Annotated in this window: 22 protein-coding genes; 9 read left to right on the top strand and 13 right to left on the bottom strand. The window is 54.7% G+C overall.

Features of this window, described 5'->3' with window-relative positions; translation table 11 throughout:
* Positions 1–68 precede the first annotated feature (68 nt).
* Positions 69–431, bottom strand: coding sequence for a DUF488 domain-containing protein (locus MIH18_RS07390; RefSeq protein ID WP_249007861.1), 363 nt, complete (start codon positions 429–431; stop codon positions 69–71).
* A 138-nt stretch (positions 432–569) separates the two neighbouring features.
* On the opposite strand from MIH18_RS07390, the gene MIH18_RS07385 reads away from it, so the two are divergent.
* Positions 570–1,178 carry a Yip1 family protein gene (locus MIH18_RS07385; RefSeq protein ID WP_249007862.1) on the top strand — a complete coding sequence of 203 codons (609 nt, stop codon included), beginning with the start codon at positions 570–572 and terminating at the stop codon, positions 1,176–1,178.
* Between the two features lie 188 nt (positions 1,179–1,366).
* Here the strand turns inward: MIH18_RS07385 and MIH18_RS07380 are convergent, their stop codons facing one another.
* A complete protein-coding gene (locus tag MIH18_RS07380) occupies positions 1,367–2,203 on the bottom strand; it encodes an OmpA family protein (RefSeq protein WP_249007863.1) in 837 nt (278 codons plus the stop codon).
* Positions 2,204–2,227: 24 nt separating this feature from the next.
* Positions 2,228–2,614: a DUF4398 domain-containing protein gene (locus tag MIH18_RS07375; RefSeq protein WP_249007864.1), complete on the bottom strand. Its 387-nt coding sequence runs from the start codon at positions 2,612–2,614 to the stop codon at positions 2,228–2,230.
* A gap of 176 nt (positions 2,615–2,790) precedes the next feature.
* Between MIH18_RS07375 and MIH18_RS07370 the strand changes: the two genes are divergently transcribed.
* A complete protein-coding gene (locus MIH18_RS07370) occupies positions 2,791–3,540 on the top strand; it encodes a divalent cation transporter (protein WP_249007865.1) in 750 nt (249 codons plus the stop codon).
* Positions 3,541–3,610: 70 nt separating this feature from the next.
* On the opposite strand, the gene proX is transcribed toward MIH18_RS07370, so the two are convergent.
* The 7 genes from proX to MIH18_RS07335 all read right to left on the bottom strand — a co-directional run bounded on the left by proX (position 3,611) and on the right by MIH18_RS07335 (position 8,831).
* Positions 3,611–4,624: a glycine betaine/L-proline ABC transporter substrate-binding protein ProX gene (proX, locus tag MIH18_RS07365; protein ID WP_249014237.1), complete on the bottom strand. Its 1,014-nt coding sequence runs from the start codon at positions 4,622–4,624 to the stop codon at positions 3,611–3,613.
* Positions 4,625–4,659: 35 nt separating this feature from the next.
* Positions 4,660–6,015 carry a PhoH family protein gene (locus tag MIH18_RS07360; RefSeq protein ID WP_249008949.1) on the bottom strand — a complete coding sequence of 452 codons (1,356 nt, stop codon included), beginning with the start codon at positions 6,013–6,015 and terminating at the stop codon, positions 4,660–4,662.
* An 85-nt stretch (positions 6,016–6,100) separates the two neighbouring features.
* Positions 6,101–6,592, bottom strand: coding sequence for a CBS domain-containing protein (locus tag MIH18_RS07355; protein WP_249007867.1), 492 nt, complete (start codon positions 6,590–6,592; stop codon positions 6,101–6,103).
* Positions 6,593–6,650: 58 nt separating this feature from the next.
* Complete coding sequence (gene minE, locus MIH18_RS07350) at positions 6,651–6,902, bottom strand: cell division topological specificity factor MinE (RefSeq protein ID WP_007348801.1); 252 nt, start codon at positions 6,900–6,902, stop codon at positions 6,651–6,653.
* 3 nt (positions 6,903–6,905) lie between these two features.
* A complete protein-coding gene (minD, locus tag MIH18_RS07345; protein WP_249007868.1) occupies positions 6,906–7,718 on the bottom strand; it encodes a septum site-determining protein MinD in 813 nt (270 codons plus the stop codon).
* A 76-nt stretch (positions 7,719–7,794) separates the two neighbouring features.
* Positions 7,795–8,553: a septum site-determining protein MinC gene (gene minC, locus MIH18_RS07340; RefSeq protein WP_249007869.1), complete on the bottom strand. Its 759-nt coding sequence runs from the start codon at positions 8,551–8,553 to the stop codon at positions 7,795–7,797.
* Positions 8,553–8,831: a DUF1244 domain-containing protein gene (locus MIH18_RS07335; protein ID WP_249007870.1), complete on the bottom strand. Its 279-nt coding sequence runs from the start codon at positions 8,829–8,831 to the stop codon at positions 8,553–8,555. Before MIH18_RS07335 ends, minC begins: the two co-directional genes overlap by 1 nt.
* A gap of 158 nt (positions 8,832–8,989) precedes the next feature.
* Between MIH18_RS07335 and dinB the strand changes: the two genes are divergently transcribed.
* The 6 genes from dinB to MIH18_RS07305 all read left to right on the top strand — a co-directional run bounded on the left by dinB (position 8,990) and on the right by MIH18_RS07305 (position 15,760).
* A complete protein-coding gene (gene dinB / locus MIH18_RS07330) occupies positions 8,990–10,054 on the top strand; it encodes a DNA polymerase IV (protein WP_249014236.1) in 1,065 nt (354 codons plus the stop codon).
* 117 nt (positions 10,055–10,171) lie between these two features.
* On the top strand, positions 10,172–10,522 hold the full coding sequence (locus MIH18_RS07325; protein ID WP_249007872.1) for a DNA polymerase IV: 351 nt from the start codon (positions 10,172–10,174) through the stop codon (positions 10,520–10,522).
* Between the two features lie 117 nt (positions 10,523–10,639).
* A complete protein-coding gene (locus tag MIH18_RS07320; protein WP_249014235.1) occupies positions 10,640–12,832 on the top strand; it encodes an acetyl-CoA hydrolase/transferase C-terminal domain-containing protein in 2,193 nt (730 codons plus the stop codon).
* A gap of 17 nt (positions 12,833–12,849) precedes the next feature.
* Entirely contained in the window at positions 12,850–13,320 is a 471-nt protein-coding gene (locus tag MIH18_RS07315; protein WP_249007874.1) for a peptidylprolyl isomerase, read from the top strand.
* Between the two features lie 22 nt (positions 13,321–13,342).
* Positions 13,343–14,074, top strand: a complete 732-nt coding sequence (locus tag MIH18_RS07310) for a response regulator (protein WP_249007875.1) — start codon at positions 13,343–13,345, stop codon at positions 14,072–14,074.
* Between the two features lie 81 nt (positions 14,075–14,155).
* Positions 14,156–15,760 (top strand): ATP-binding protein, encoded by a 1,605-nt coding sequence (locus tag MIH18_RS07305; protein WP_249014234.1) that lies wholly within the window; start codon positions 14,156–14,158, stop codon positions 15,758–15,760.
* Here MIH18_RS07305 and MIH18_RS07300 read toward each other — a convergent pair.
* Positions 15,681–16,760, bottom strand: coding sequence for an ABC transporter ATP-binding protein (locus tag MIH18_RS07300; protein WP_249014233.1), 1,080 nt, complete (start codon positions 16,758–16,760; stop codon positions 15,681–15,683). The two genes, MIH18_RS07305 and MIH18_RS07300, sit on opposite strands and share 80 nt — an antisense overlap.
* Before the next feature lie 2 nt (positions 16,761–16,762).
* The gene (gene argF / locus MIH18_RS07295) at positions 16,763–17,677 is read right to left on the bottom strand and encodes an ornithine carbamoyltransferase (RefSeq protein WP_249007878.1); all 915 of its coding nucleotides are present in this window, start codon (positions 17,675–17,677) and stop codon (positions 16,763–16,765) included.
* A 308-nt stretch (positions 17,678–17,985) separates the two neighbouring features.
* On the opposite strand from argF, the gene grxD reads away from it, so the two are divergent.
* Complete coding sequence (grxD, locus tag MIH18_RS07290; protein ID WP_283164100.1) at positions 17,986–18,312, top strand: Grx4 family monothiol glutaredoxin; 327 nt, start codon at positions 17,986–17,988, stop codon at positions 18,310–18,312.
* Positions 18,313–18,458: 146 nt separating this feature from the next.
* Here grxD and MIH18_RS07285 read toward each other — a convergent pair whose 3' ends face one another.
* Positions 18,459–20,660 carry a DUF1631 domain-containing protein gene (locus tag MIH18_RS07285; protein ID WP_249014232.1) on the bottom strand — a complete coding sequence of 734 codons (2,202 nt, stop codon included), beginning with the start codon at positions 20,658–20,660 and terminating at the stop codon, positions 18,459–18,461.
* Positions 20,661–20,733 lie beyond the last annotated feature (73 nt).

Here is a 20,733-nt window from a genome sequence, read left to right as displayed (position 1 = left end):
GACAGATTTCAAATCTGTCCCCTTTTTTCTGGATCCTTTTGGAGCAGCAACTTTCGAACTTTATTTCGTCATACGTCACCGTTTTTTATGAATGCCTTCAGTGCCACGGCGTTGTTGTGTTGCGTGTCTTTGGCGGCGAACACCAAGGTAAGTCGCTTGTGCTGCTGAACGCATTGCTTGAGTTCTGTAAGCGAATCATTGTCTGCAGACTTCAATTCTTCCAGGTAGCGTTTCTGAAATTCTTCCCATTTCTCTGGATCGTGATCGAACCATTTTCGGAGATCGGTAGACGGAGCCAGTTCTTTCAGCCAATTTGAAATATTCGCATCTTCCTTGCTAACCCCCCGGGGCCATATACGATCTACCAACAGGCGTGGCCCGTCGGAATTGGCAGCGTCATCGTAGGCGCGTTTCAGGCGAATTTCTGTCATGGCATCCTCCAACAGGCTTTTATGCGACGATAAGGGGTGAACTTTAATTTCCAATTTCAATCGCCGCTGATCTGGCGGAATCGGAAGTGTCGTATATACTCTCGTAAACAACAACAGTAACAATAATAGGTGGTGCTAATGCTTCTTTCACACGCTTTTGGATTATTCACGAAACCGGATGCAGAGTGGGCTTCCATTCGTAACGAGCACGAAACACCCCGCCGGCTTTACGTTGCCTATGTCGTGATTCTGGCCGCGATAGCGCCGATTTGTGCTTATATATCAACGGCTATTTTTGGTTGGAAAGTGGGCAGCGAAAGGATTGTCAAGCTGACCGAGATCAGCGCGGCCCAACTCAGTGTGCTAACGTATATTGCTATGCTGGTGGGCGTTTTTGCACTGGGTTATGCCGTGAACTGGATGGCTAAAACCTACGGCGCCAAAGAAGAGATAACGCCGTCTAACGGTATTGCACTGGCGGCGTATTCTTGCACGCCCATGTTCCTGGCCGGCTTCGCTTTGTTGTACCCGGTGCCTTGGTTTAATGCCCTTGTGTTTTTGGCGGCCGCCTGTTACGGCGGCTGGTTGATGTATGACGGGCTTCCTATCGTGATGGGTATTGATCAGGACAGAGCCGTATTTTATGGCGGCGCATTGCTGACCGTGGCTCTTGTTATTCTGGTCGCTACCCGCGTGGGTTCGGTGATTATCTGGAACTTTGTAGCAGCCCCTGTTTTTGTGGGGTAACGCTACTTGCGATTACATTAGTTCGTCATGATTGCATTGAGCCTCGAAGCTGGAAACTTCGGGGCTCAATGTTAATACTGATTTGTTTGGCCGGCCTGCACCGCGGTATTGGTAAAGAACAGGCCCTCAAGCCGTTTTAAAGCAGACTTGAGGGCCTCCTTGAGCCGGCTTATTACGAATTTAGTTTCTCAGTCTTCCCGGGTATCAATATTCCCGTCTTTATCGGAAATGACAATTTCAACACGACGATTTTGCTGGCGCCCGGATGAACTGTCGTTACCAGTCACCGGGTATTGCTCGCCATAGCCTCTGCTTTCAATCCGAGTGGAGGAGATGCCCCGATTGACCAGTGCGTTGCGTACTGATTCAGCGCGGCGTTCGGATAATTGCTGGTTATAAGATTCAGCGCCGGTACTGTCGGTATAGCCTTCAACTCTCACCCGACGGTCTTCATATTCACGCATGAATTCTGCCAGGCGACCTACAGTCTGTTCGCCGGCTGATTTTAGATCGGCCTGATTCAGATCAAACAGCACATCGCCAAGCGTAAGCACCATGCCACGATCGGTTTGTTCTGCCTGCAATTCGGCCATGCTTTGGCGTAGCGCTTCTGCTTCGCGGCGGGCAGCTTCTGCTTCGCTGCGGGCTGCACTGGCATCGCCGGTCTGCTCTGCCAGCATCAGTTCTTTGCGGCGCGCTTCGGCCGATTCAATCTGAGTTTGCAGTTCTGACTTCTCTCCCTGCTGGCTGGCGATTTGTGCGTGGCGGTGGGCCAAGTACGCCGCCTGTTCAATACTTCTGCTGTCTCCACCGTCTTTCAACAGCGATTCCGCGCGATTGAGCTGGTCCCGCGCACTGCGCAGCTGGGTGTCGCCGCTACGGGCTACGGCAGGATCATTCTTGATGCGGTCGTAGGAGGCACGGGCTTCGTCTACTTTCGCATTTTGTGGTGGTGTGGAAGCACAGCCGGTCATTAATACCGATAAACCTATGGCCAAACCTAACGTTGTGTTGCGTTGTTTCATCACTGTCCCCTTTGGCAATGGCGATTACTGGCTCTGATTAATGCGCTGGCGCAGCGCTTCAATATTGCGATTGACTTCTTCAACCGCCTGGCGGGCCTTGGCGGTTTCAGCGCGGGCTCCGGCCAACTGCGCATCTACCGAGGCCTGTTGCAGTAAGCGCTCGGCGCTCTGATATTCTTCTTTTTCAATCAGCCCTTTGGCGTCGGCGACTTTATTTTGCGCGTCGTTTAGAAGCACTGGCTCGTATTGCCGAGCATCGGCCGCGACAGCTTGCTGCAAGGCCGACTCGGCGCTTTGCAGATCGGCATCCGGGCGTTCACCGGGGCTGGCACAGCCGCCCAGAGCCAGGGCGAGGCCTGCTAGCAAGGCCACTTTGCCTGAACGAATTGTTATTGAGCTATGTTTTCTCATGCGTAATCTCCTATCAGGGATATGCAAAGGATGCATAATTAAAGCGGTGTGCATCTGTATAAATCTTAGCAGTCTGTTTGCGTTGTGGCATGAAGGATTGGCAACAATGGTAGCGTTGGGTAGTCTGTCGTGTGCTAACGCGGCATTGATCGAAAAAAGAGGAGATACATGCAGTTATGACTTCGTTATGGACGACCATTGTATTGGCTACGGCGGCTGGCGCGGCCATTCCAACAGGCGCTTTGCTGGGAAGAATTGAACACATTGGTCCCAGTTGGCTAGACAGCGAGTTCCGCCACGCGGTGATTGCATTCGGCGGTGGCGCATTGTTGTCGGCGGTAGCGCTGGTGCTGGTGCCAGAAAGCGTTGATCTGCTAAACGGATGGTGGATTGCGCTGGCCATGATTATGGGCGGGCTGGGATTTGGCTTGCTGGATGTCGTGCTGGCAAAGGCAAAGGGCTCGGTGTCGCAGTTGATCGCGATGCTGGCGGATTTCATACCGGAAGCGCTGGCGCTGGGGGCTGTGTTTGCGGTGGGCGGCGAGGGCGGCATGCTGCTGGCGCTGTTGATTACCGTGCAGAATTTACCGGAAGGCTTCAACGCCTATCGTGAGATGACCGCAGCGGAAGATCCGGCCACGATTCATCGCAGCCGCAAAGCCCAGGGTATGGAAGGTAAAAAGGTGTTGTTGATCTTCTGCTGCCTGGTGCCGTTGGGCCCGGCTGCAGGTATCGCAGGGCACGTGTGGCTGGCGCAATACGATGAGGTTTTGGACTTTATTATGTTGTTTGCGTCAGGTGGTATTTTGTATCTGGTGTTTCAGGACATTGCTCCGCAGGCGAAGTTAGAAAAACACTGGTTGCCGCCTATGGGCGCGGTTTTAGGGTTTTTATTCGGGGTGCTGGGTCAATTGGTTGTAGGTTGAAAAAAAACCCGGTCAGCAAAGCAACTGACAGGGCTTTTTTATTCAGGTTTTAAACACTTGGCGGGCGGTGTTACTTGGTTGCTGCACGTGCGGTTTTCAGCCATCTGTTATAAATGTCTTGGTTGGCTTTGATCCACTGGTCGGTGTGGCGCGCTATGTCTTCGTCGGTGTTCTGACCGTTACGCATCGCCAGATTTTGCGCGGAGATATGCTCGCCGGATAGGTTCATGGCCTGGAACAGTGTTTTGGCAGCCGGATTGTCATCAGTGAATGTTTTGTTGGCCACAATGCGCTGAGTGTTAACACGGAAACCGTAGTTGGAACCGTCTGGCAATTTGGTGTTGATCTCATTACCGCCTTCGCCTGGTAGAGACGAGAAGGGTACTTCCATCCACACCACGTCTTTACCCGGCTTCATCACCGCGCTCACCCAGTAGGGCACCCAGTTGTAATACAAAACCGGCTCGCCTTTGTTGAACCGGGCAATAGTGCTGGCCATCAGAGCCGAGTGGGGCCCCTGGTTGTGATCAACGGTGTTGCGCAGGCCATAGGCGCCCATGTGGTGCTCAATGATCTGCTCGCAGCCCCAGCCCGTTGGGCAGCCGGTCAGGTCGGCTTTGCCATTGCCATTGGTGTCGAACAGTTTGGCGATTTCCGGGTCTTTCAGCTGAGCGATGTTGGTAATGCCGTACTCGTCTGCGGTTTTCTTGTCGATCAGATAGCCGCTGAAAGCGCCTCCCGAATATACGTTAGAGCGGAACAGCTTGTCGTCGCCGCCGGCTTTTTCATAGAAATCCGTGTGCATGGGGTACCAGTGGTCAGCGATAAAGGTGCCGTCGCCGTTAGCAATCGCAACGTGGGCTGCCGGGTATTCCAGCTCGCGGATTTTTTCCACATTAAATCCCAAGTCTGTCAGCGCGCGGCTGATCAGTAGCGTTTGAAAGGTTACTTCGGCAATGGAGCTTTTCACGGGAATAACGGTGACGCCTTCACCCGGCGTGTCGTTAGCCTGAACGCTTAAGCTGGTGGCTAATGTTACGGCTAGCAAGCCTTGCCCGGCTTTCTTCATCCATGATGAGTTCATGTTGCCTTCCTGTTTAATAGTATTGTCTTCATAGTTTACAGATTGGCTTCTGCGAATTCCGCCAATGCCGAACGGGGCACGCCTTGCAGGTGTATGTGGCCACCGTGGCGAAACGTTTTGAAGCGTTCGGTCATGTAGGTCAGGCCGGAGCTCAGAGCGCTCAGGTAAGGGGTGTCAATCTGCGCCAGATTACCCAGGCAGATCACCTTGGAGCCGTTACCGGCGCGGGTGATGATGGTTTTAATCTGGTGCGGGGTCAGGTTCTGGGATTCGTCAATAATGATCAGGCTGTGCTGGAAGCTGCGGCCCCGAATGTAGTTCAGGGATTTAAAGTGCAGGGGCACTTTGCTGAGAATGTAATCCACGCTGGCGGTCACGTTCTCGTCGTCTTCGTGCAGCGCCTCCAGGTTGTCCACAATGGCGCCGAGCCAGGGCTCCATTTTTTCCGCTTCGGTGCCCGGCAGAAAGCCGATGTCTTCGTCTAACCCCTGGGTGCTGCGGGTAGCAATAATACGTTTGTAGAGTTTGCTGGCCACGGTCAACTCAATGCAGGCCGCCAGCGCAAGAATGGTTTTTCCAGAGCCGGCGGCGCCGGTCAGGTTCACCAGGTGGATGTCTGGGTCAAGCAACAGATTCAGGGCAATGGCCTGATAGATATCGCGGGGAATCAACCCCCAGACTTCTTCGTTCATCAGGTCGTGCTGGTGCAGGTCGCGAATGACCAGGTAGTCGTCGCCCAGCTCGCACACTTTGCCCACAAAGCCCTGTTGGTCCAGCACAAACTCGTTGATGTTCAGCCGCGCCAGTTCGCCTTCGCGCTTGAATCTGTGCTCGGTGGCGCCATCCCGCTGCTTGGTTTCCACTTTGCTGACGGTGTCCCAGAACGAACCGGGGAACTCGATATAGCCCCGGGGCAGCAGGCCTATGTCGTCTACCAGCTGGTCGTTGTGGTAAGCCTGGGCTTCTACGCCAAAGCCGCGGGCTTTCAGCCGCATGTTGATGTCGTTGCTAACCAGAATGATGTCGCGGTTGGTGTGGTGTTTCTGCAGGGCGGCCAGGCTGTTGATAATTTTGTTATCGTTCAGGTGCTCGGGCAGGGCATGGCCGCTTACCGATTCCGAACTCATCAGGATCGACAGGGTTCCCATGGGTTCTGCTTTTTCGCCCCGTGCAATAGGCACACCGCTTTCAATCTGCTTCGGGCTGGCGTCGCCCAACAGTCGGTCGATGGTGCGAATGGCCTGGCGACAATCGGCCGCTACTGTCTGCTTGCCGGATTTCAGGCTGTCGAGCTCTTCCAGCACGGTCATCGGAATGATGACCTGGTGCTCTTCAAAATTCAGCAGGGCGTTGGGGTCGTGAATCAGAACATTGGTGTCTAGCACGTACATCTTGAGGCGGTCTTGCGATGCTGCGGGCATAAGGGGCAGTACCTCTACAACGGGCGAGTCGGATGGCGGATACGGGCTGCGCGGTTCAGTCTTGCATCGCGCAGCGCTGGGTCATATTGCGGTCGGCGATAATCTTTAGAAGGTCGTAAGTGGTAATAATCCCTGATATGTTTCCATCAAGGGTGACAAATATCCGGTGCAGATGCTCGGCCATCATGGTTTTGGCAATTTCGCGCACCGGCGTGTCTTCGTCAACCGACAGCAGAATAGGGGTCATTATGTCTCTGACCTCCACCGGCAGTTTGCCCATACCCTCGTAAATAACCATGCGCAAACGGCGAGCTTCGCGGGCTTCGTCTTCCGTCAGCCGTGCCTCGGTCTCTGGGCGGCTTGCGTTCCAGCGAAATTCGGTAATATCCTTCAGGGTGACTATGCCAATAATGTCACCGCTGTCATCGGTAACCGGGCTACCAGCGATTTCGTTGTCGGTCAGAAAGCGGGCCAACCTGTCCATAGTCCAGGACTGGGGCACCGCCTTGATACTCGGGGTCATTATCTCGCGTGCAAGCAACGGCATGGTTCAGGCAGCCTATTTTGAAAAGAGGGTAAAAGCTTAGCCCGAACCCGTGCCGGCGTCACTTCTCGGGCAGCGTTACGTTCAGTTCAAGCACCGAACACGTGTCGGTGCGGTCTATCTCTACTTGTACCATGTCGTCGCTGATGTCCACATACTTGCGGATAACGGCCAGCAGTTCCTGCTGCAGCGCCGGCAGGTAGTCCGGTTGTTTGCGATGACCACGCTCGTGGGCCACAATAATTTGCAGCCGCTCCTTGGCAACGTTGGCGGTGTTGGTTTTTTTGCTCCTGAAATAGTCCAGAAAACTCATTTGCTAGCCTCCCCTGAACATCCGTGAAAAGAAGCCCTTCTTATGGGCTGTCATAAAACGGTGTTCCCGTTCTTCTCCCAGCAGGCGCGCCACGGCATCATCATAAGCCTGGCCAGCGTCGCTTTCGGTTTCTAAAATAACCGGAAGGCCCTGGTTAGAGGAGTTCAGCACTATTTGGCTTTCCGGAATAACACCCATCAGCGGTATCGCCAGAATTTCTTCTATATCGGCCACCGACAGCATCTCGCCACGCTCTACCCGTGCCGGGTTGTAACGGGTAACCAGCAGGTGTTCTTTTACCGGGTCCTGGCCCTTTTCGGCGCGGCGTGACTTACTTTGCAAAATGCCTAAAATACGGTCAGAGTCGCGCACCGAAGATACTTCCGGGTTGGTGACAACAATGGCTTCATCAGCAAAGTAGAGGGCCATCTGGGCGCCGTGTTCGATACCGGCCGGCGAGTCACAAATGATGTAATCGAAGGTTTGTGCCAGCTCGTTGATGATCTTTTCCACGCCTTCTTTCGTCAGCGCGTCTTTTTCCCGGGTTTGCGATGCCGGCAGAATGAACAGGGTGTCTACCCGCTTGTCGCGGATCAATGCCTGGTTCAGTGAGGCTTCGCCCTGAATCACGTTGACGAAGTCGTACACCACACGGCGTTCGCAGTTCATGATCAGGTCCAGATTACGCAGGCCCACGTCAAAATCGATGACCACGGTTTTATGACCGCGTCTGGCTATGCCGGTGCTGATCGAAGCGCTGGTGGTGGTTTTGCCAACGCCGCCTTTTCCTGAGGTTACTACAATAATTCTAGCCAAAATTTGGTTCCCGCATTGCGATGTCGTGGTTGTCGAGGCCTGGCAAACCGGTTACTGCTGGCAAACCCGGGTCTGGTCAGGCCTTTTCCAGTGGCGTTACCACCATCAGATCGTCCCTGAGCTGAAGTTGCACGGCGCTTTTCCAGCCGCTGCCTTGCAAGTCTTCAGATATTTTATAATGCCCGGCGATAGACACAAGTTCGGCCTCTAACGACTGGCAGAAAATGCGCGCGTTTTCGTCGCCGTTTACACCCGCCAGTGCGCGACCTCGCAGCGGGCCGTATACATGAATATTTCCGGCTGCCATCACTTCGGCACCGGGTTGCACTGGCGCTAAAATCACCAGGTCACCCTCTGAGGCACAAACCTGCTGGCCGGAACGTACCGGCTGGCTGATGATTTTGGCGGGCACTGCCACCGCTGGCGCAGATATGGGTTCTGCGATGGTTTCGGGGGCAGGCGCTTCGGTGGTCGGCTCGCTGGCATGATCTTTATCGCGCGCGTTGGTGCCGGGTATTAATGCCAGCGACGCACCGCGGGCCATGCGGCGGTGGTTTTCATTGCCACCACGCACGCCCACCACGTGAATATTGTTGCGCCGGCAGGTGCCAATAATGCTGAAAAAATCCAGATCGCTGTCCATGCCTTCGTACTTTTCAAGACTTATAATCAGCGGAACGTCTTTAAAAAAGCCGGGCGCCTGGCTGATCTTGTCCCGCAGGGTGGCTTCAAAATCTTCGCTCTCGAAATAATAAAGCTCCAGAGCTGTCATCGACACACTGGCACTTTTTAACTGAAAGCCCTGTTTAGCGCCGGTGGTTGGGGTATCGGTCATTAATGGTGATCCTGCTTTGGGCCGCTCTGGTAGCGTTGTTTCCATTCATCGTAGGGCATGCCGTAAATTGCTTCGCGCGCTTGCGGGTCGGTCATATTTACACCCTGCTCCTGTGCTGCGGCAAGATACCATTTTGACAGACAGTTGCGACAAAAATCGGCCAGGTTCATCAGGTCACTATTTTGCACCTCGGTATGTTCACGCAAGTGCCTAATAAGGCGACGGAAAGCGGCCGCTTCCAGTTCGGTACGCTGGGCGTCTGAAAGGGGTTGGGTCATGATATAGATGGCCTTTTGCGATGTCAGAAAGATGGATAGAAATTCATGCAATACGGCTTTATAAGCGGCTTGCCGTGGACAATCCTGACATTTTGAGCAACTGGAGGTAAGATGCAAGGCTGTATGCATATACAGCGGGTGTGGTTAAGCGGGGTTTTATGTCTCAACGCAAGATAATTCACGTAGATTGCGACTGCTTTTATGCCGCCGTGGAGATGCGTGATGACCCTTCCCTACGGCATGTTCCTCTGGCGGTGGGCGGACAGGGTGGGCGCGGCGTGGTGACCACCTGCAATTACCAGGCCCGCGCTTACGGCGTGCGCTCGGCCATGCCAGGCGGCGAGGCCCGGCGCCTGTGCCCGGACCTAGTGACCGTGCCGGTGGATATGCCGCGTTACCGGGCGGTGTCGCAGCAGGTGATGGCCATATTGCGTGAGGTGACCGATTTGGTAGAGCCGTTGTCGTTAGATGAAGCTTTTTTGGATGTGTCTGACGTGACTGAACACCAGGGTAGCGCTACGCTGATTGCCCGCCACCTACGCGAGCGGGTAAAGCAGCAAACCGGCATTGTTATTTCTGCCGGGGTGGCCCCTAACAAATTTTTGGCCAAAATTGCCAGCGACTGGGAAAAGCCCGACGGCCTGTTTGTGATTCGCCCCCAGGACATTGCCGGGTTCGTGGCCAAACTGCCCGTGCAAAAGTTGTTTGGTGTGGGTCAGGTAACCGCGGGCAAGCTTCACGCCATGGGAGCCCGAACCTGTGGAGACCTGCAGCAGCTGGGCGCAGAAATTCTGATAGAGCGTTTTGGCAAGCAGGGTTACCGCCTGTACGAAATGGCCCACGGCCGCGACGAGCGCCCGGTGGTTGTGTCGCGCAGCGCTAAATCCCTGAGCGTTGAGCGCACCTTTGCGCAGGATTTGCCAGACAAAGCCGCTTGTGACGCAGTGCTGGTGAACCTTCTGGACGACTTACACGCGCGCCTTGCCCGCAAGGCAGAGCACAAGCCCTTACACAAACTGTTTGTAAAAATCCGTTACAGCGATTTTTCCACGCACACATTGGAACGGGTGCGTGAATCCGCGGCGCCGCCCGTTATTGCAGACTACCAACAATTGTTGAATGAACTGATGACCGACACTCAGCGGCCGGTGAGGCTGCTGGGAATGGGAGTAAGGTTTCGAAATGATGAGGCACCGGTCACACAACTACGGTTGTTTGACTGACCAGGCAATAAACGATGCGACAATGTGCGCTGAAACACAGCACAGATGCTGAAGTGTATTAGACTTTGGCCTATCCAGTTTGTATAATTTTAAGTCAGCTAATAATCGTTGCGCATTATGATTCTTCGACTATTTTTCACATTGCTCATTATTAATATTGCCATCTTTGCGGCCAGCGTAGATGCGTCTGAGCAAATAGGCAGTAGCGATCGTGGCACGGTGAAAGAATCTGTCACTATGGCCGATGTCAAACAGTTGCAAGCCGTCATGGCAGGGCGAAGTTACGCCACCATTGACCAGACGGAAGGCAGTGCCGATATTCTGGCCGAAGTGGGCTCACGCCTGCTGACCCTGTCGCTGACCCGCCGCGACACTTCCCGCCGCTATGCCTACGAAACGATACGGGCCGACCACGGCCTTGCCCTGATTGACGAAGGCGCCTGCCTGAATCTGAAGTGGACCTTCTGAAACCGCTGAATCAGCCTCGCGGGACACCCGGTTACTGATCTGACGCATTGTCTGGCCGTGCTGCCCGTGTGATGATTCTGTTAACAGGATTCATTATGGGTTAACGGGAACCGGAAAATGGCCGAAGATTGCACGATGCGAATGGACGACGCAGACGCCTGTGTCGAAGAAGTAATCCGCCGTGTTGGCAACAAGATTATTCTTGGTTTGCCTCTGGGTTTGGGCAAGCCCCTGCGCTTTGTAAATGCCCTTTATCAGCGCGCCAAGCGCGACCCCCAAATCGAACTGCACATTTTTACGGCCTTGTCGCTGGTGAAACCCAGTGGCCGTTCGGCTCTGGAAAAGCGCTTTCTCGAACCTTTTGCAGAGCGCTTGTATGGCGCGATTCCGGATCTGGAATACGCTCTGGATTTGCGGGCTAACAAACTGCCGCCGAATGTGAAAGTGTCGGAGTTCTTTTTCAAGGCCGGCAGTTTTATGCACAATTCGTCGCAGCAGCGCCACTATATCAGCCTGAACTATACTCACGCGGTGCGCGATTTGATGGCTAAGGGTATCAACGTGGTGGCTCAAATGGTGGCGCCAGGTGATCAAAACGGTGAGCCGGGGCAGGTGAGCCTGAGCTGCAATCCGGACCTGACCTTGGACATTATCCCGCTTTTGCGTGCGCGCCAGCGCGAAGAGGGCGTGCCCACCGTATTGGTGGGTGAGCTGAACCGGCATTTGCCCTGGCTGGGCCGTGATGCCCAGATGGCCGAAGCCGATATAGACGTGGTTTTGGCGCAACCGCAAAGCGATTATCCGATGTTTCCGGCGCCACAAATGGCCATCAGCCCGCCGGACCATCTCATTGGTTTCTATGCCAGCACCTTGATAAAAGACGGTGGCACGTTGCAGGTGGGTATCGGTTCCCTGGGTACTGCGCTAATCAATAGCACCATTTTGCGCCACCGCCATAACGACGCCTGGAAGCGCTTATATCAGCATCTCGACATCGCCGCGCGCTATCCGGCTGTCGATGGTATTGGTGGCACCGGCACGTTTGATCAGGGCCTTTACGGTTGCAGCGAAATGATCATTGACGGCTTTATTCACCTGGTGGAAGCCGGAGTGTTAAAGCGTGAAGTGTTTGCTCACCAAGGGCTGCAGGAGTTGCTGAACCGCGGTGACATTAGCATGCAGATCAACCTGAATACACTTGATGTGCTATTGCGTGAGCATATTATTGCCTCGCCGCTGAGGCCACAGGATCTGGAGTTCCTGCAGAAATTCGGGATTGTGCATTCTGAACTGTGTTTGCAGGATGGCAAGCTTAGCCTGCAGCAGCGCACCGTGCCTGCCGACATCAACCATCCCGACACCCGCCGGCTACTGCAAGACGGCGGCTTGGGCGACAAGCTGAGCGACGGCGTGGTGATGCACGGCGGCTTCTACATCGGCCCCGAATCTTTCTACCAGGCACTGCGTGACCTGTCGCCACCGCAGCGTCAGCGCATCTGCATGACCAGCGTAAATTACATCAATGACCTGTACGACCACCGCTTTGGCAATCAGGCGTTGAAAGCCGCCCAGCGCCAGCACGGCCGCTTTATAAACACCGCGATGATGTACACTCTAGCGGGTGCGGCTGTGTCTGACGGCCTGGAAGACGGTCGCGTGGTCAGCGGCGTAGGCGGTCAGTACAACTTTGTGGCTATGGGTATGGAATTGACGGGCGCGCGGTCCATTTTGTGTTTGCGCAGCACTCGCAAAACGGCGGGCAAAGTACTATCGAATATTGTGTTCAGCTACGGCCATTGCACCATCCCCCGTCACCTGCGGGACATTGTGATCACCGAATATGGCATTGCCAATTTGCGGGGCCAGTCTGACGAGCAGGTATACCTGCGGCTGATCGCGATTGCCGACGCCCGCTTCCAGGCCGGCCTTTTGCAGCAGGCGAAAAAGGCCGGCAAGGTGGCGAAGAGTTTTAAACCGCCAAAAGCTTGGGCCGATAATACGCCGGCACACATCCACAAAGCCTTGGCAGCGGTACCGGGCAACAACCGTTTTCCACCGTTTCCCTTTGGCTGTGACTTTACCGCTGAAGAGTTGGTGATTGCTAAAGCACTGAAACGCATACAGGCCGAAACCGCCACAGGTCGTGGTAAACTTATGACCCTGGTACGGGCTGCCCGCGCCGGTGACGACCAAAGCCGCTTCCAATCGCTGCTAGAACGCATGCAACTGGCCGCACCAAAAGGAGTTCGCCAGAAGCTGGAGCAACGGTTACTGATTTACGGCCTGCGACTGACCAATACACCCCAATAAGAGCAATGACGCAACCTATGCAAGATTCTTCTCCTACAATTGACGTGTTCACCGTTCACTATGTACTTAAAAACGCCGTTGGTGAGCTGGTAGATACCTCTGAGGGCAGCGAGCCGCTGCATTTTGTGTACGGCAGCCCGGACATTGTTGAGGGTATTCAGCGTGCCGTGAAAGATCGCCGCGTGGGTGACTGCCTGGAAGTCACCGTACCGCCAGCGATGGCCTACGGTGAACACCGGGCCGACCTGGTGCGTAAAGTACCGCGCTCGATGTTCGAAGGCGTAGAGAACTTACAAGCGGGCATGAAGTTTCAAACCAACACGGGCACCGAGGCGCAGATTGTCCAGGTGATGGGTTTTGACGGCAATTTGGTGCGTATTGATGCCAATCACCCGCTGGCTGGTCTAACCTTGTATTTTGATTTGGAAATTGTTGGCCGCCGCAGCGCTAGTGCAGAGGAAATTGCCCAGGGCCGGCCCTTGTCATAGCCTGAAGTTAGGAAAGACTGTTATGGAACTGACGACTGACAACTGGCGAATCCTGATTGTAGAAGACGACGAACGGCTGGCCAGCCTGACCCGCGATTACCTGCAGAATAACGGGCTTACGGTGTCTATTGAGTCCCACGGTGGGGCCGCTGTAGAGCGTATTCGAAACGAACAGCCAGACCTTGTGGTGCTTGATTTGATGTTGCCCGGCGAAGACGGCTTGTCTATCTGCCGCCGGGTAAGGCCGCAATACAGCGGCCCGATAGTGATGCTAACCGCCAGAACCGATGACATGGACCAGATACTGGGCCTGGAAATGGGCGCCGATGACTACATTGGCAAACCGGTACAACCGCGATTGTTACTGGCGCGCATTCGTGCGTTGATGCGCCGCGTTGCCGAAAAAAACCAACCCTTGGTCGGCAGCGGTCCCGTGAGCGAAGGCCCGGTGCGTGTAAAGTTCAACGAATTGGTGATAGACAGCTCGATGCGCGAAGCCTGGCTGTCTGGCGTTACAGTGGATTTAACCAGCGCCGAGTTTGATTTGCTGTGGTTGCTGGCCAGTAATGCGGGCAGGGTGCTCAGCCGTGAAGAAATCTTTACGGCGTTGCGTGGCATTGAATACGACGGCCAAGACCGTTCGATTGACGTGCGGGTGTCCCGTATACGGCCAAAAATTGGTGACGACCCCATCCATCCACGGCGCATAAAAACCGTGCGTAGCAAAGGTTATCTGTTTGTAAAAGAAGCCTGAGTAGTTGCAAAAACCTGAATAGTTGCGACAGCCTGAGTAGCTGCTTAAGCCCGAGTTTTTGTTTGAGCCAGAGTGCGCACCATGCCCCTGATCTACTTTCTAAAACTTTATGCCCGCCTGGCGGGTTTTGTGCTGTTGATCGCAGTGCTTTGTGTGTTGCTGTTCCAAGGTTTAAACGGTATTCGCCAGCAAATGTGGCTTGAACACCATGGCACAGCGCTGATGCACTGGCTGGCGGAGTCTGCAGACCCTATTGCTCATTACGCGTGGCTGGTGCCGGCTTATAATCTTGAAGTAGGCTCGGCCACGCAGTTGGCAGATACCGCGGTTATTCGCGAACGCCTGGGTTACGGCCAGGTCGTGGTATTGCCGTCCAGTTTGGGCCAGCGCCTGTTAATCGCCCGTGAAGACGGCCAGATCCTCGCCCTGAATCTGGCCACGCCTTATAGCGACATTGTGCGTGCCAGCGCGTTGGTTTTCCGCTGGCATCTAGAAAACTCACCGGTTGAACGTCGCCCCGAAACCCTGCGTTATTTGAGCGCATCATTAGGCCTTGGCGCTTATTCCATTGACACCCGCGAGCGCCTGCCACCCGCCGATGTTTTGCGGCAATTAGTCCGTGACGGCCTGGTTCTGTATACCGCGCAATCCGGAGATGGCCCCCGCGTGGCGTTGCAGCTGGCTGACGGCGAGATGGTGGTGCTGGTGCCACCACCGCCGTTTAAACCCTGGAGTCTGGTGATTATATTACCACTGTGCCTGCTGATTGCCGCGGCGCTGGCACTGCTGCTAGGGTTTGCGGCACGCTCTTGGGATGGGCGTTTGCTGAAGGTTGAATCCGCAGCGCTGCGCATTGCCCGAGGTGATTTGGCGGCGCGGGTAGAGCCCGGCTCCAGCTTGTTGCAACAGCGCTTGGCGACAGCTTTCAATAGCATGGCCGAGCATATTCAGCGCCTTGTGCAGGTGCAGCATGACATGATCCATGCGGTGTCCCACGAGCTACGCACCCCGGTGGCGCGCATTCGTTTTGGCGTGCAGATGTTGGCCGACAGCGATAAGTCGCAGCGTAGCGAGGAGCAGTTGCAGGGCATAGACGGCGACATTCAGGAACTGGACGATTTGATAGACGAAATACTGACCTACGCGCGACTGGAGCAGAGCGAGGCCAAGTTCCTTCTGCAGCAGACATCTGTGCCTGATCTTCTGCGCCAGGTCATTGCCCAGCAGCAGCTCTTGCACCCAACCGTCGTTATGGAGCTGGATGTGGATGGCGCCAGTGAGGCACTGGCCGCCGAGGTAGAACCGCGTTATTTACACCGCGCACTCCAGAATCTGGTGGGTAACGCCGCACGCTATGCCAGCCGCCAGGTGCGCGTGCGCTGTCGGTTAGACAGCGACAATTGCCGCATTGATGTGGAAGACGACGGCCAAGGTATACCGCGCTCTGACTGGGAACGGGTATTTATTGCATTTTCACGGCTGGATAACAGCCGTACCCGCACCTCGGGCGGGTACGGGCTAGGACTGTCGATTGTGCGGCGCATCATGTACTGGCACGGTGGCCAGGCCTTCGTTGGTGCAAGCGCCACTCTTGGCGGAGCTTGCTTTAGCCTTGTATGGCCTCGTGTTCAAACGCAATCAGGTGGTCTGCATCAACTCGCACCGGAACAAAGTCACCCACATTGAAATCCAGGTGGCTGCGGAACAGCGCCTCGAACTCGGTGGATTCGGAACAGCGAAAACGATAGAGCGTGGATGTGCCGGCAAAGGTTTTTTCAATCACCTTGGGCCGCAAAGGCGAATGTTCATCATAAACGATGTCATCGGGCCGAATCAGCACATCGACCGGTGTGCCTGCTTCCCATCTATAAGCCCGGTTACCGTGAATAACGCCGAGTTCTGACTTTATGGCGTCTGGCCCCAGGGTGCTGCCAAGTACAAAGCTACCTTGGCCCACAAAACTGGCAACAAAACGGTTGGTAGGCTCGTGATATAGGTTAAACGGCACGTCCCACTGCTGGATGCGGCCTTTTTGCAGCACCGCCACCTGATCGCACATTGCAAAAGCTTCTTGCTGGTCGTGGGTAACTAGAATGGCGCTGATGCCCAGGGTTTTTAGAATGTCACGCACATCCAAGCTCAGCCGCCGGCGCAAATCTGCGTCCAGATTTGAAAACGGTTCGTCTAGCAAAATCAGCGTGGGTTCTGGCGCCAGCGCGCGAGCCAGCGCAACCCGCTGTTGCTGCCCGCCCGACAACTCGTGAGGGTAGCAGTTGGCAAGATCCTGCAGTTGCACCAGTTCCAGTAATTCAGTGACCTTGCGTTGGCGCTCGGCTTTGCTCAGGCGGTTCAAACCAAAACCAACGTTGTCGGCAATGCTTAGGTGCGGGAAGAGTGCGTAATCCTGAAACACCATCCCAATACGGCGTTTTTCCGGCGGTAGAGCGCGGCCGGGCAGGCTGATGGCCTGGCCTTGAAGGCTGATTTTGCCATCGCTAAGCGGTAAAAAGCCGGCCAGCGCGCGCAAAATAGTGCTTTTGCCACAGCCGCTGGGGCCCAGCAGGCAGCCAATGTCGCCTTGGCGCAGGGCGAAACTGACGTTCTTCACCACGGTTTCGCCGCCATAGCCGCAGCACAGATTGTTGACTTCAAGCAGCCAGTCAGACGCGATTGCGGGCTTGTTCATAATCAATCCAGACGCTTAAGAATCAGGAATTCCAGCAGGGCTTTTTGAGCGTGCAAGCGGTTTTCCGCTTCCTGCCACACGACCGAGCCCGAATGCTCCATCATGTCTTGCGAGATTTCTTCGCCGCGATGTGCCGGCAGGCAGTGCATAAACAAAGCGTCTTTAGCGGCCAGTGCCATCAACTGCGGATTAATCTGGTAGCTCGAAAATGCGAGTTTACGGGCTTTCTGCTCGCTTTCCTGGCCCATGGAGGCCCACACATCGGTTACCAGCAGGTTGGCGTCGCGGGCGGCGTCTGCCGGCTCACGCATCACGGTGACATGCTCTTTGTGTGCTTCAAATACGGCGGCGCCAGGCTCATAGCCTTTCGGGCAGGCCACATTCAGATGAAAGCCGAACATTGCCGCGGCGTTGATGTAGGAATGGCACATATTGTTACTATCGCCGATCCAGGCCACCGTGGCACCGCGAATGCTGCCGCGGTGTTCGCGATAGGTTTGCATATCGGCCAGTAGCTGGCAGGGGTGGAAGTCGTCAGTCAGCGCGTTGATCACGGGCGCTGAGGAGGCAGCCGCAAAGCGCTCCACGGTATTGTGCGCGAAGGTGCGAATCATCACCGCATCGACCATGCTGGAGATAACAATGGCCGAGTCTTCAATCGGTTCGCCACGGCCCAACTGGGTGTCGCGGGGCGACAAAAACAACGCCGAGCCGCCAAGCTGCATCATGCCTGCTTCGAAGGATACCCGGGTGCGGGTAGATGACTTTTCAAAAATCATCGCCAGCACACGATTTTTCAAGGTGTCGCGGGTAACGCCCTGGTGCCACTCACGACGCAGGCGTGAGCCGTGGTCCAGTAGCGCTTCCAGTTCATCGGGAGTCAGGTCGTTCAGTGTTAAAAAATGCCGTACTGCCATGAAATGGCCCTTACCTCGCTGGAGGCCCGGGTTGCCGGGGCTTCTAGCCTGATGGTTGTGGATGTAAGAGTGAAAAAATAGGGGCAATCAGTCTAGCCGCTCTGCGGTGGCATGACAACGATCAGGGCGCCGCCGGCGCCCTGTCTTTAGCCTTAGGGGACAGATTTCAAATCTATCCCTGGTTTTCGAAAGCGCCGCAACCGGCGACGGTTGGTAGGTCTGCCGAGGCAGTGTACAATGACTAAAATTGATTGCCTGAAGGCAAGCTTTCTTTTTTCATTTTAGCTTCCAGCACAGAGGTAGATAACATGGATATGAACGACACCATTAAAAGCCAACTCGAAGAAAACTCGATTATTCTGTACATGAAGGGTTCTCCTCAGGCGCCGCAGTGCGGTTTTTCGGCAAAAACAAGTCAGGCCTTAATGGCCTGCGGCGAGAAATTTGCTTTTGTGAATATTCTGGACAACCCGGAACTGCGTGAAGCGTTGAAAGTGCACTCTAGCTGGCCTACTTACCCGCAACTGTATATTAGCGGCGAATTGGTTGGTGGCTGCGACATCATTATGGAAATGTCGGAAAACGGTGAACTGGCCACAGCTGTAAAAGCTGCGTGTAAGCAGACAGAAGCCTAAAGCGAATTTTTCAGCGCTAAGAAAAGCTGCACATTGCGAATGAAACCTGCGCAGTTGGAATAGAACTCGCGCAATTGGAAAAGTGTGCAGTGAAAAAAGAAAATGCCGGCGATACGCCGGCATTATTCGTTTGAGGTGCAGGGTTCTCAACCTGCTTTGCTTCGCAGAGACCCCACCACAGCGTTCAGTGCTCGGTCAATCAGCGCTCCTTGCTCCAGCAGCGTTAGCCGGCCCCGGCACATTTCTTGGGCAAGCTCGGTACGGGTTTTTTCAATCACTTTCAGGCCCATGCGGTTAACGAATACAAAACAGTCAGCTTCTTCAATAATAGCCGACAGTTTGCAACGGAAGCTGGCGCCGTTTACCAGGCTGAATTCTACCCAGCTGCCGGTTTCAATCTGATCAATCTGATCCATGTATTCAGAAATGGAGTTATCTTGCAGTTCTTCGCCGATGTTCGCTTTTTCAGAATCCGGCGCCACTACCAAAGGCTCTGTTCGGGTTTCTATAGCAGCGTTGGTGCGGAAAGCTTCGGCCAATTCATATTTGAGCTGGGCCATCATTTCGTTGAGTTTGGATGAATTGAACGATACTTCTTCAAGCCCGGCGCGCAGGGTTTTCAGCAATCCCGGCACCACACGAACCCATTGGTCGCGCTCGGCTTCCTCGTGATGGGGATGCAGGCACCAGATAAGGTCGTCAAGCACTTTTACCGACTCGTTCCAGCGGTGCTCCATTTCGTCCCTGAGGTAAGTCAGGAACATAACCCGGCTCCAACCATTAACAACGATGGTGTGGATGGTTTTCGGCAGTTTGTAACGGGCCAGCTTTTCTTTCAATATCGTGTCAACGGTTTGCTGGGCTTTCTGGGATTTTATGCGGCCACGCTCAGATTCGCGGGTGCGTTGCTCTACCAGGGTTGAACGTTTGTTTTCGCGCTCCAGAAAGGCGTCGAATTCGTCATTCAGGGCAACAAACAAAGACACGTCGCCGTCAAACTCTTCAAGAATGCGCTGCACAATGGTGTGAATCTGGTTATACAGTTTGTCTCGCGACTTTTCGTCACTGTTGCTCCAGCCAATGCCGGCGCGGGCAAGGTTGTTGAGCAGGCGCCGGGCGGGATGGCCACCATGACTGAAGAAGGTTTTATCGCGCATCACCACTTTTAATATGGGTATTTGCAGGCGGCTGACCAGCACCTGAATGGGTGCTGACAGGTTATCGTCGTCGAGAATGAAATCGAACAGCATAGACACAAGATTAATGAGGTCTTCATCGGCCTCTGTTATAGCGGCTTTGCGGCCGTCTTTGCGCTTTACCTGCGCCAGAAGTTGGTGCATCAACTCCAGTAAATCTATGGTTAATGGTTCGCCCTGGCTCAGGTCTTCGCCGAAGCCTGTGTAGCTGGCGCTGTCAAATGTCTTCTGCGCAGGCAAAGCGTTAAGAAGTTCGCCAAGCTCAGCGGCAGACACTCGGTGTACCGGGCGGCTATCGGAGCGTTGCTGCGGAATACCGGCGTTGCTACGCTGGTGCGCAAGCATGCTACGTATCTGTTCGAACACCGCGCTTTCGCTTGCAGCATCAATCTGCGATGCGCCCATTGAATCCGCGTTATCGGCTGCCTTGCCGCCGCTGCCCTGATTTTTTGAGGTATTTTTACCCTGATGGCGGAAGTGAGGGATAACCCCGGCCTTCACCAAAATGCGGTTGGCTTCGTCTAATAGCATGCCAAGATTTGACATAACGTAGCGGTCAAACTGCTTTAGCAGAATCAGGCGCTCACGAATTTGGATTTCCATGGGCTGTATGGCGTGTATGAACGCCATGCCTAAGTGTTCTGGCGCCAAGGGGTTCGCTATAACACCGTCTGCGGTTTTGTATACTTGGCTGAAACGCGCCTCCAACTGAATCAGCTGGCCTTGAAAGTGCGCTTTGGCTTTCCCGGCCATGGCGTTCAGCGCAACCTGTTCTTCTAGGTCATCATTGCCCACCAGCGCGAGGTTGTCTGCGTCTATGGCTTGGGGCTGGTTATCGGGACGGGTCTGGCTGGGTGGCGACACAAAAAACGAACTAATTGCCTCGCTGAACTGGCGTTCAACGCCTTTGCGCTTGATGCGAATTTCCCGCATGGCTTCAAAGTAGCGGTTTTGTTCGTTATTGTTGCGGCAGTTGTTGGCGAGTTCAAACAGCGAGTCGTCGACAGCGTCCAGTGCGCCCTGTAACAGGTCGCCCAAGCCGGCAACAACGGTTTCCCGAACGCGTACCGCTTCGAGTGGAACAGGCGCGGCTTCACCATTAACGCCTTTCTGACGCTGGTGGATATAATGAATGCCGGACTGTTCGTTCATGGCAGGGTCCTGTCTGTCTCGCGCCGCCTGGGCCTTTTGTAGGCTACTTTATACAACGGAAATTAAGATTATT

Origin of the sequence: Marinobacter sp. M3C, assembly GCF_023311895.1 — a bacterium.
Classification (GTDB): Bacteria; Pseudomonadota; Gammaproteobacteria; order Pseudomonadales; family Oleiphilaceae; genus Marinobacter.
The sequence above is the reverse complement of the archived record's forward strand: the minus strand, read 5'-3'. Positions and strand labels throughout refer to the sequence as shown.

Bases quoted from the DNA above. Each gene is read 5' to 3' on its own strand.
- MIH18_RS07380 (WP_249007863.1), bottom strand. From the start codon at position 2,203: ATGAAACAACGCAACACAACGTTAGGTTTGGCCATAGGTTTATCGGTA.
- MIH18_RS07310 (WP_249007875.1), top strand. From the start codon at position 13,343: ATGGAACTGACGACTGACAACTGGCGAATCCTGATTGTAGAAGACGAC.
- MIH18_RS07300 (WP_249014233.1), bottom strand. From the start codon at position 16,760: ATGAACAAGCCCGCAATCGCGTCTGACTGGCTGCTTGAAGTCAACAAT.
- MIH18_RS07355 (WP_249007867.1), bottom strand. From the start codon at position 6,592: ATGCCGTTGCTTGCACGCGAGATAATGACCCCGAGTATCAAGGCGGTG.
- MIH18_RS07285 (WP_249014232.1), bottom strand. From the start codon at position 20,660: ATGAACGAACAGTCCGGCATTCATTATATCCACCAGCGTCAGAAAGGC.
- proX (WP_249014237.1), bottom strand. From the start codon at position 4,624: ATGAACTCATCATGGATGAAGAAAGCCGGGCAAGGCTTGCTAGCCGTA.
- MIH18_RS07315 (WP_249007874.1), top strand. From the start codon at position 12,850: ATGCAAGATTCTTCTCCTACAATTGACGTGTTCACCGTTCACTATGTA.
- dinB (WP_249014236.1), top strand. From the start codon at position 8,990: ATGTCTCAACGCAAGATAATTCACGTAGATTGCGACTGCTTTTATGCC.
- MIH18_RS07385 (WP_249007862.1), top strand. From the start codon at position 570: ATGCTTCTTTCACACGCTTTTGGATTATTCACGAAACCGGATGCAGAG.
- MIH18_RS07320 (WP_249014235.1), top strand. From the start codon at position 10,640: ATGGCCGAAGATTGCACGATGCGAATGGACGACGCAGACGCCTGTGTC.
- MIH18_RS07370 (WP_249007865.1), top strand. From the start codon at position 2,791: ATGACTTCGTTATGGACGACCATTGTATTGGCTACGGCGGCTGGCGCG.
- MIH18_RS07335 (WP_249007870.1), bottom strand. From the start codon at position 8,831: ATGACCCAACCCCTTTCAGACGCCCAGCGTACCGAACTGGAAGCGGCC.
- MIH18_RS07375 (WP_249007864.1), bottom strand. From the start codon at position 2,614: ATGAGAAAACATAGCTCAATAACAATTCGTTCAGGCAAAGTGGCCTTG.
- argF (WP_249007878.1), bottom strand. From the start codon at position 17,677: ATGGCAGTACGGCATTTTTTAACACTGAACGACCTGACTCCCGATGAA.
- MIH18_RS07360 (WP_249008949.1), bottom strand. From the start codon at position 6,015: ATGTACGTGCTAGACACCAATGTTCTGATTCACGACCCCAACGCCCTG.
- MIH18_RS07325 (WP_249007872.1), top strand. From the start codon at position 10,172: ATGATTCTTCGACTATTTTTCACATTGCTCATTATTAATATTGCCATC.
- minC (WP_249007869.1), bottom strand. From the start codon at position 8,553: ATGACCGATACCCCAACCACCGGCGCTAAACAGGGCTTTCAGTTAAAA.
- MIH18_RS07390 (WP_249007861.1), bottom strand. From the start codon at position 431: ATGACAGAAATTCGCCTGAAACGCGCCTACGATGACGCTGCCAATTCC.
- minE (WP_007348801.1), bottom strand. From the start codon at position 6,902: ATGAGTTTTCTGGACTATTTCAGGAGCAAAAAAACCAACACCGCCAAC.
- grxD (WP_283164100.1), top strand. From the start codon at position 17,986: ATGGATATGAACGACACCATTAAAAGCCAACTCGAAGAAAACTCGATT.
- MIH18_RS07305 (WP_249014234.1), top strand. From the start codon at position 14,156: ATGCCCCTGATCTACTTTCTAAAACTTTATGCCCGCCTGGCGGGTTTT.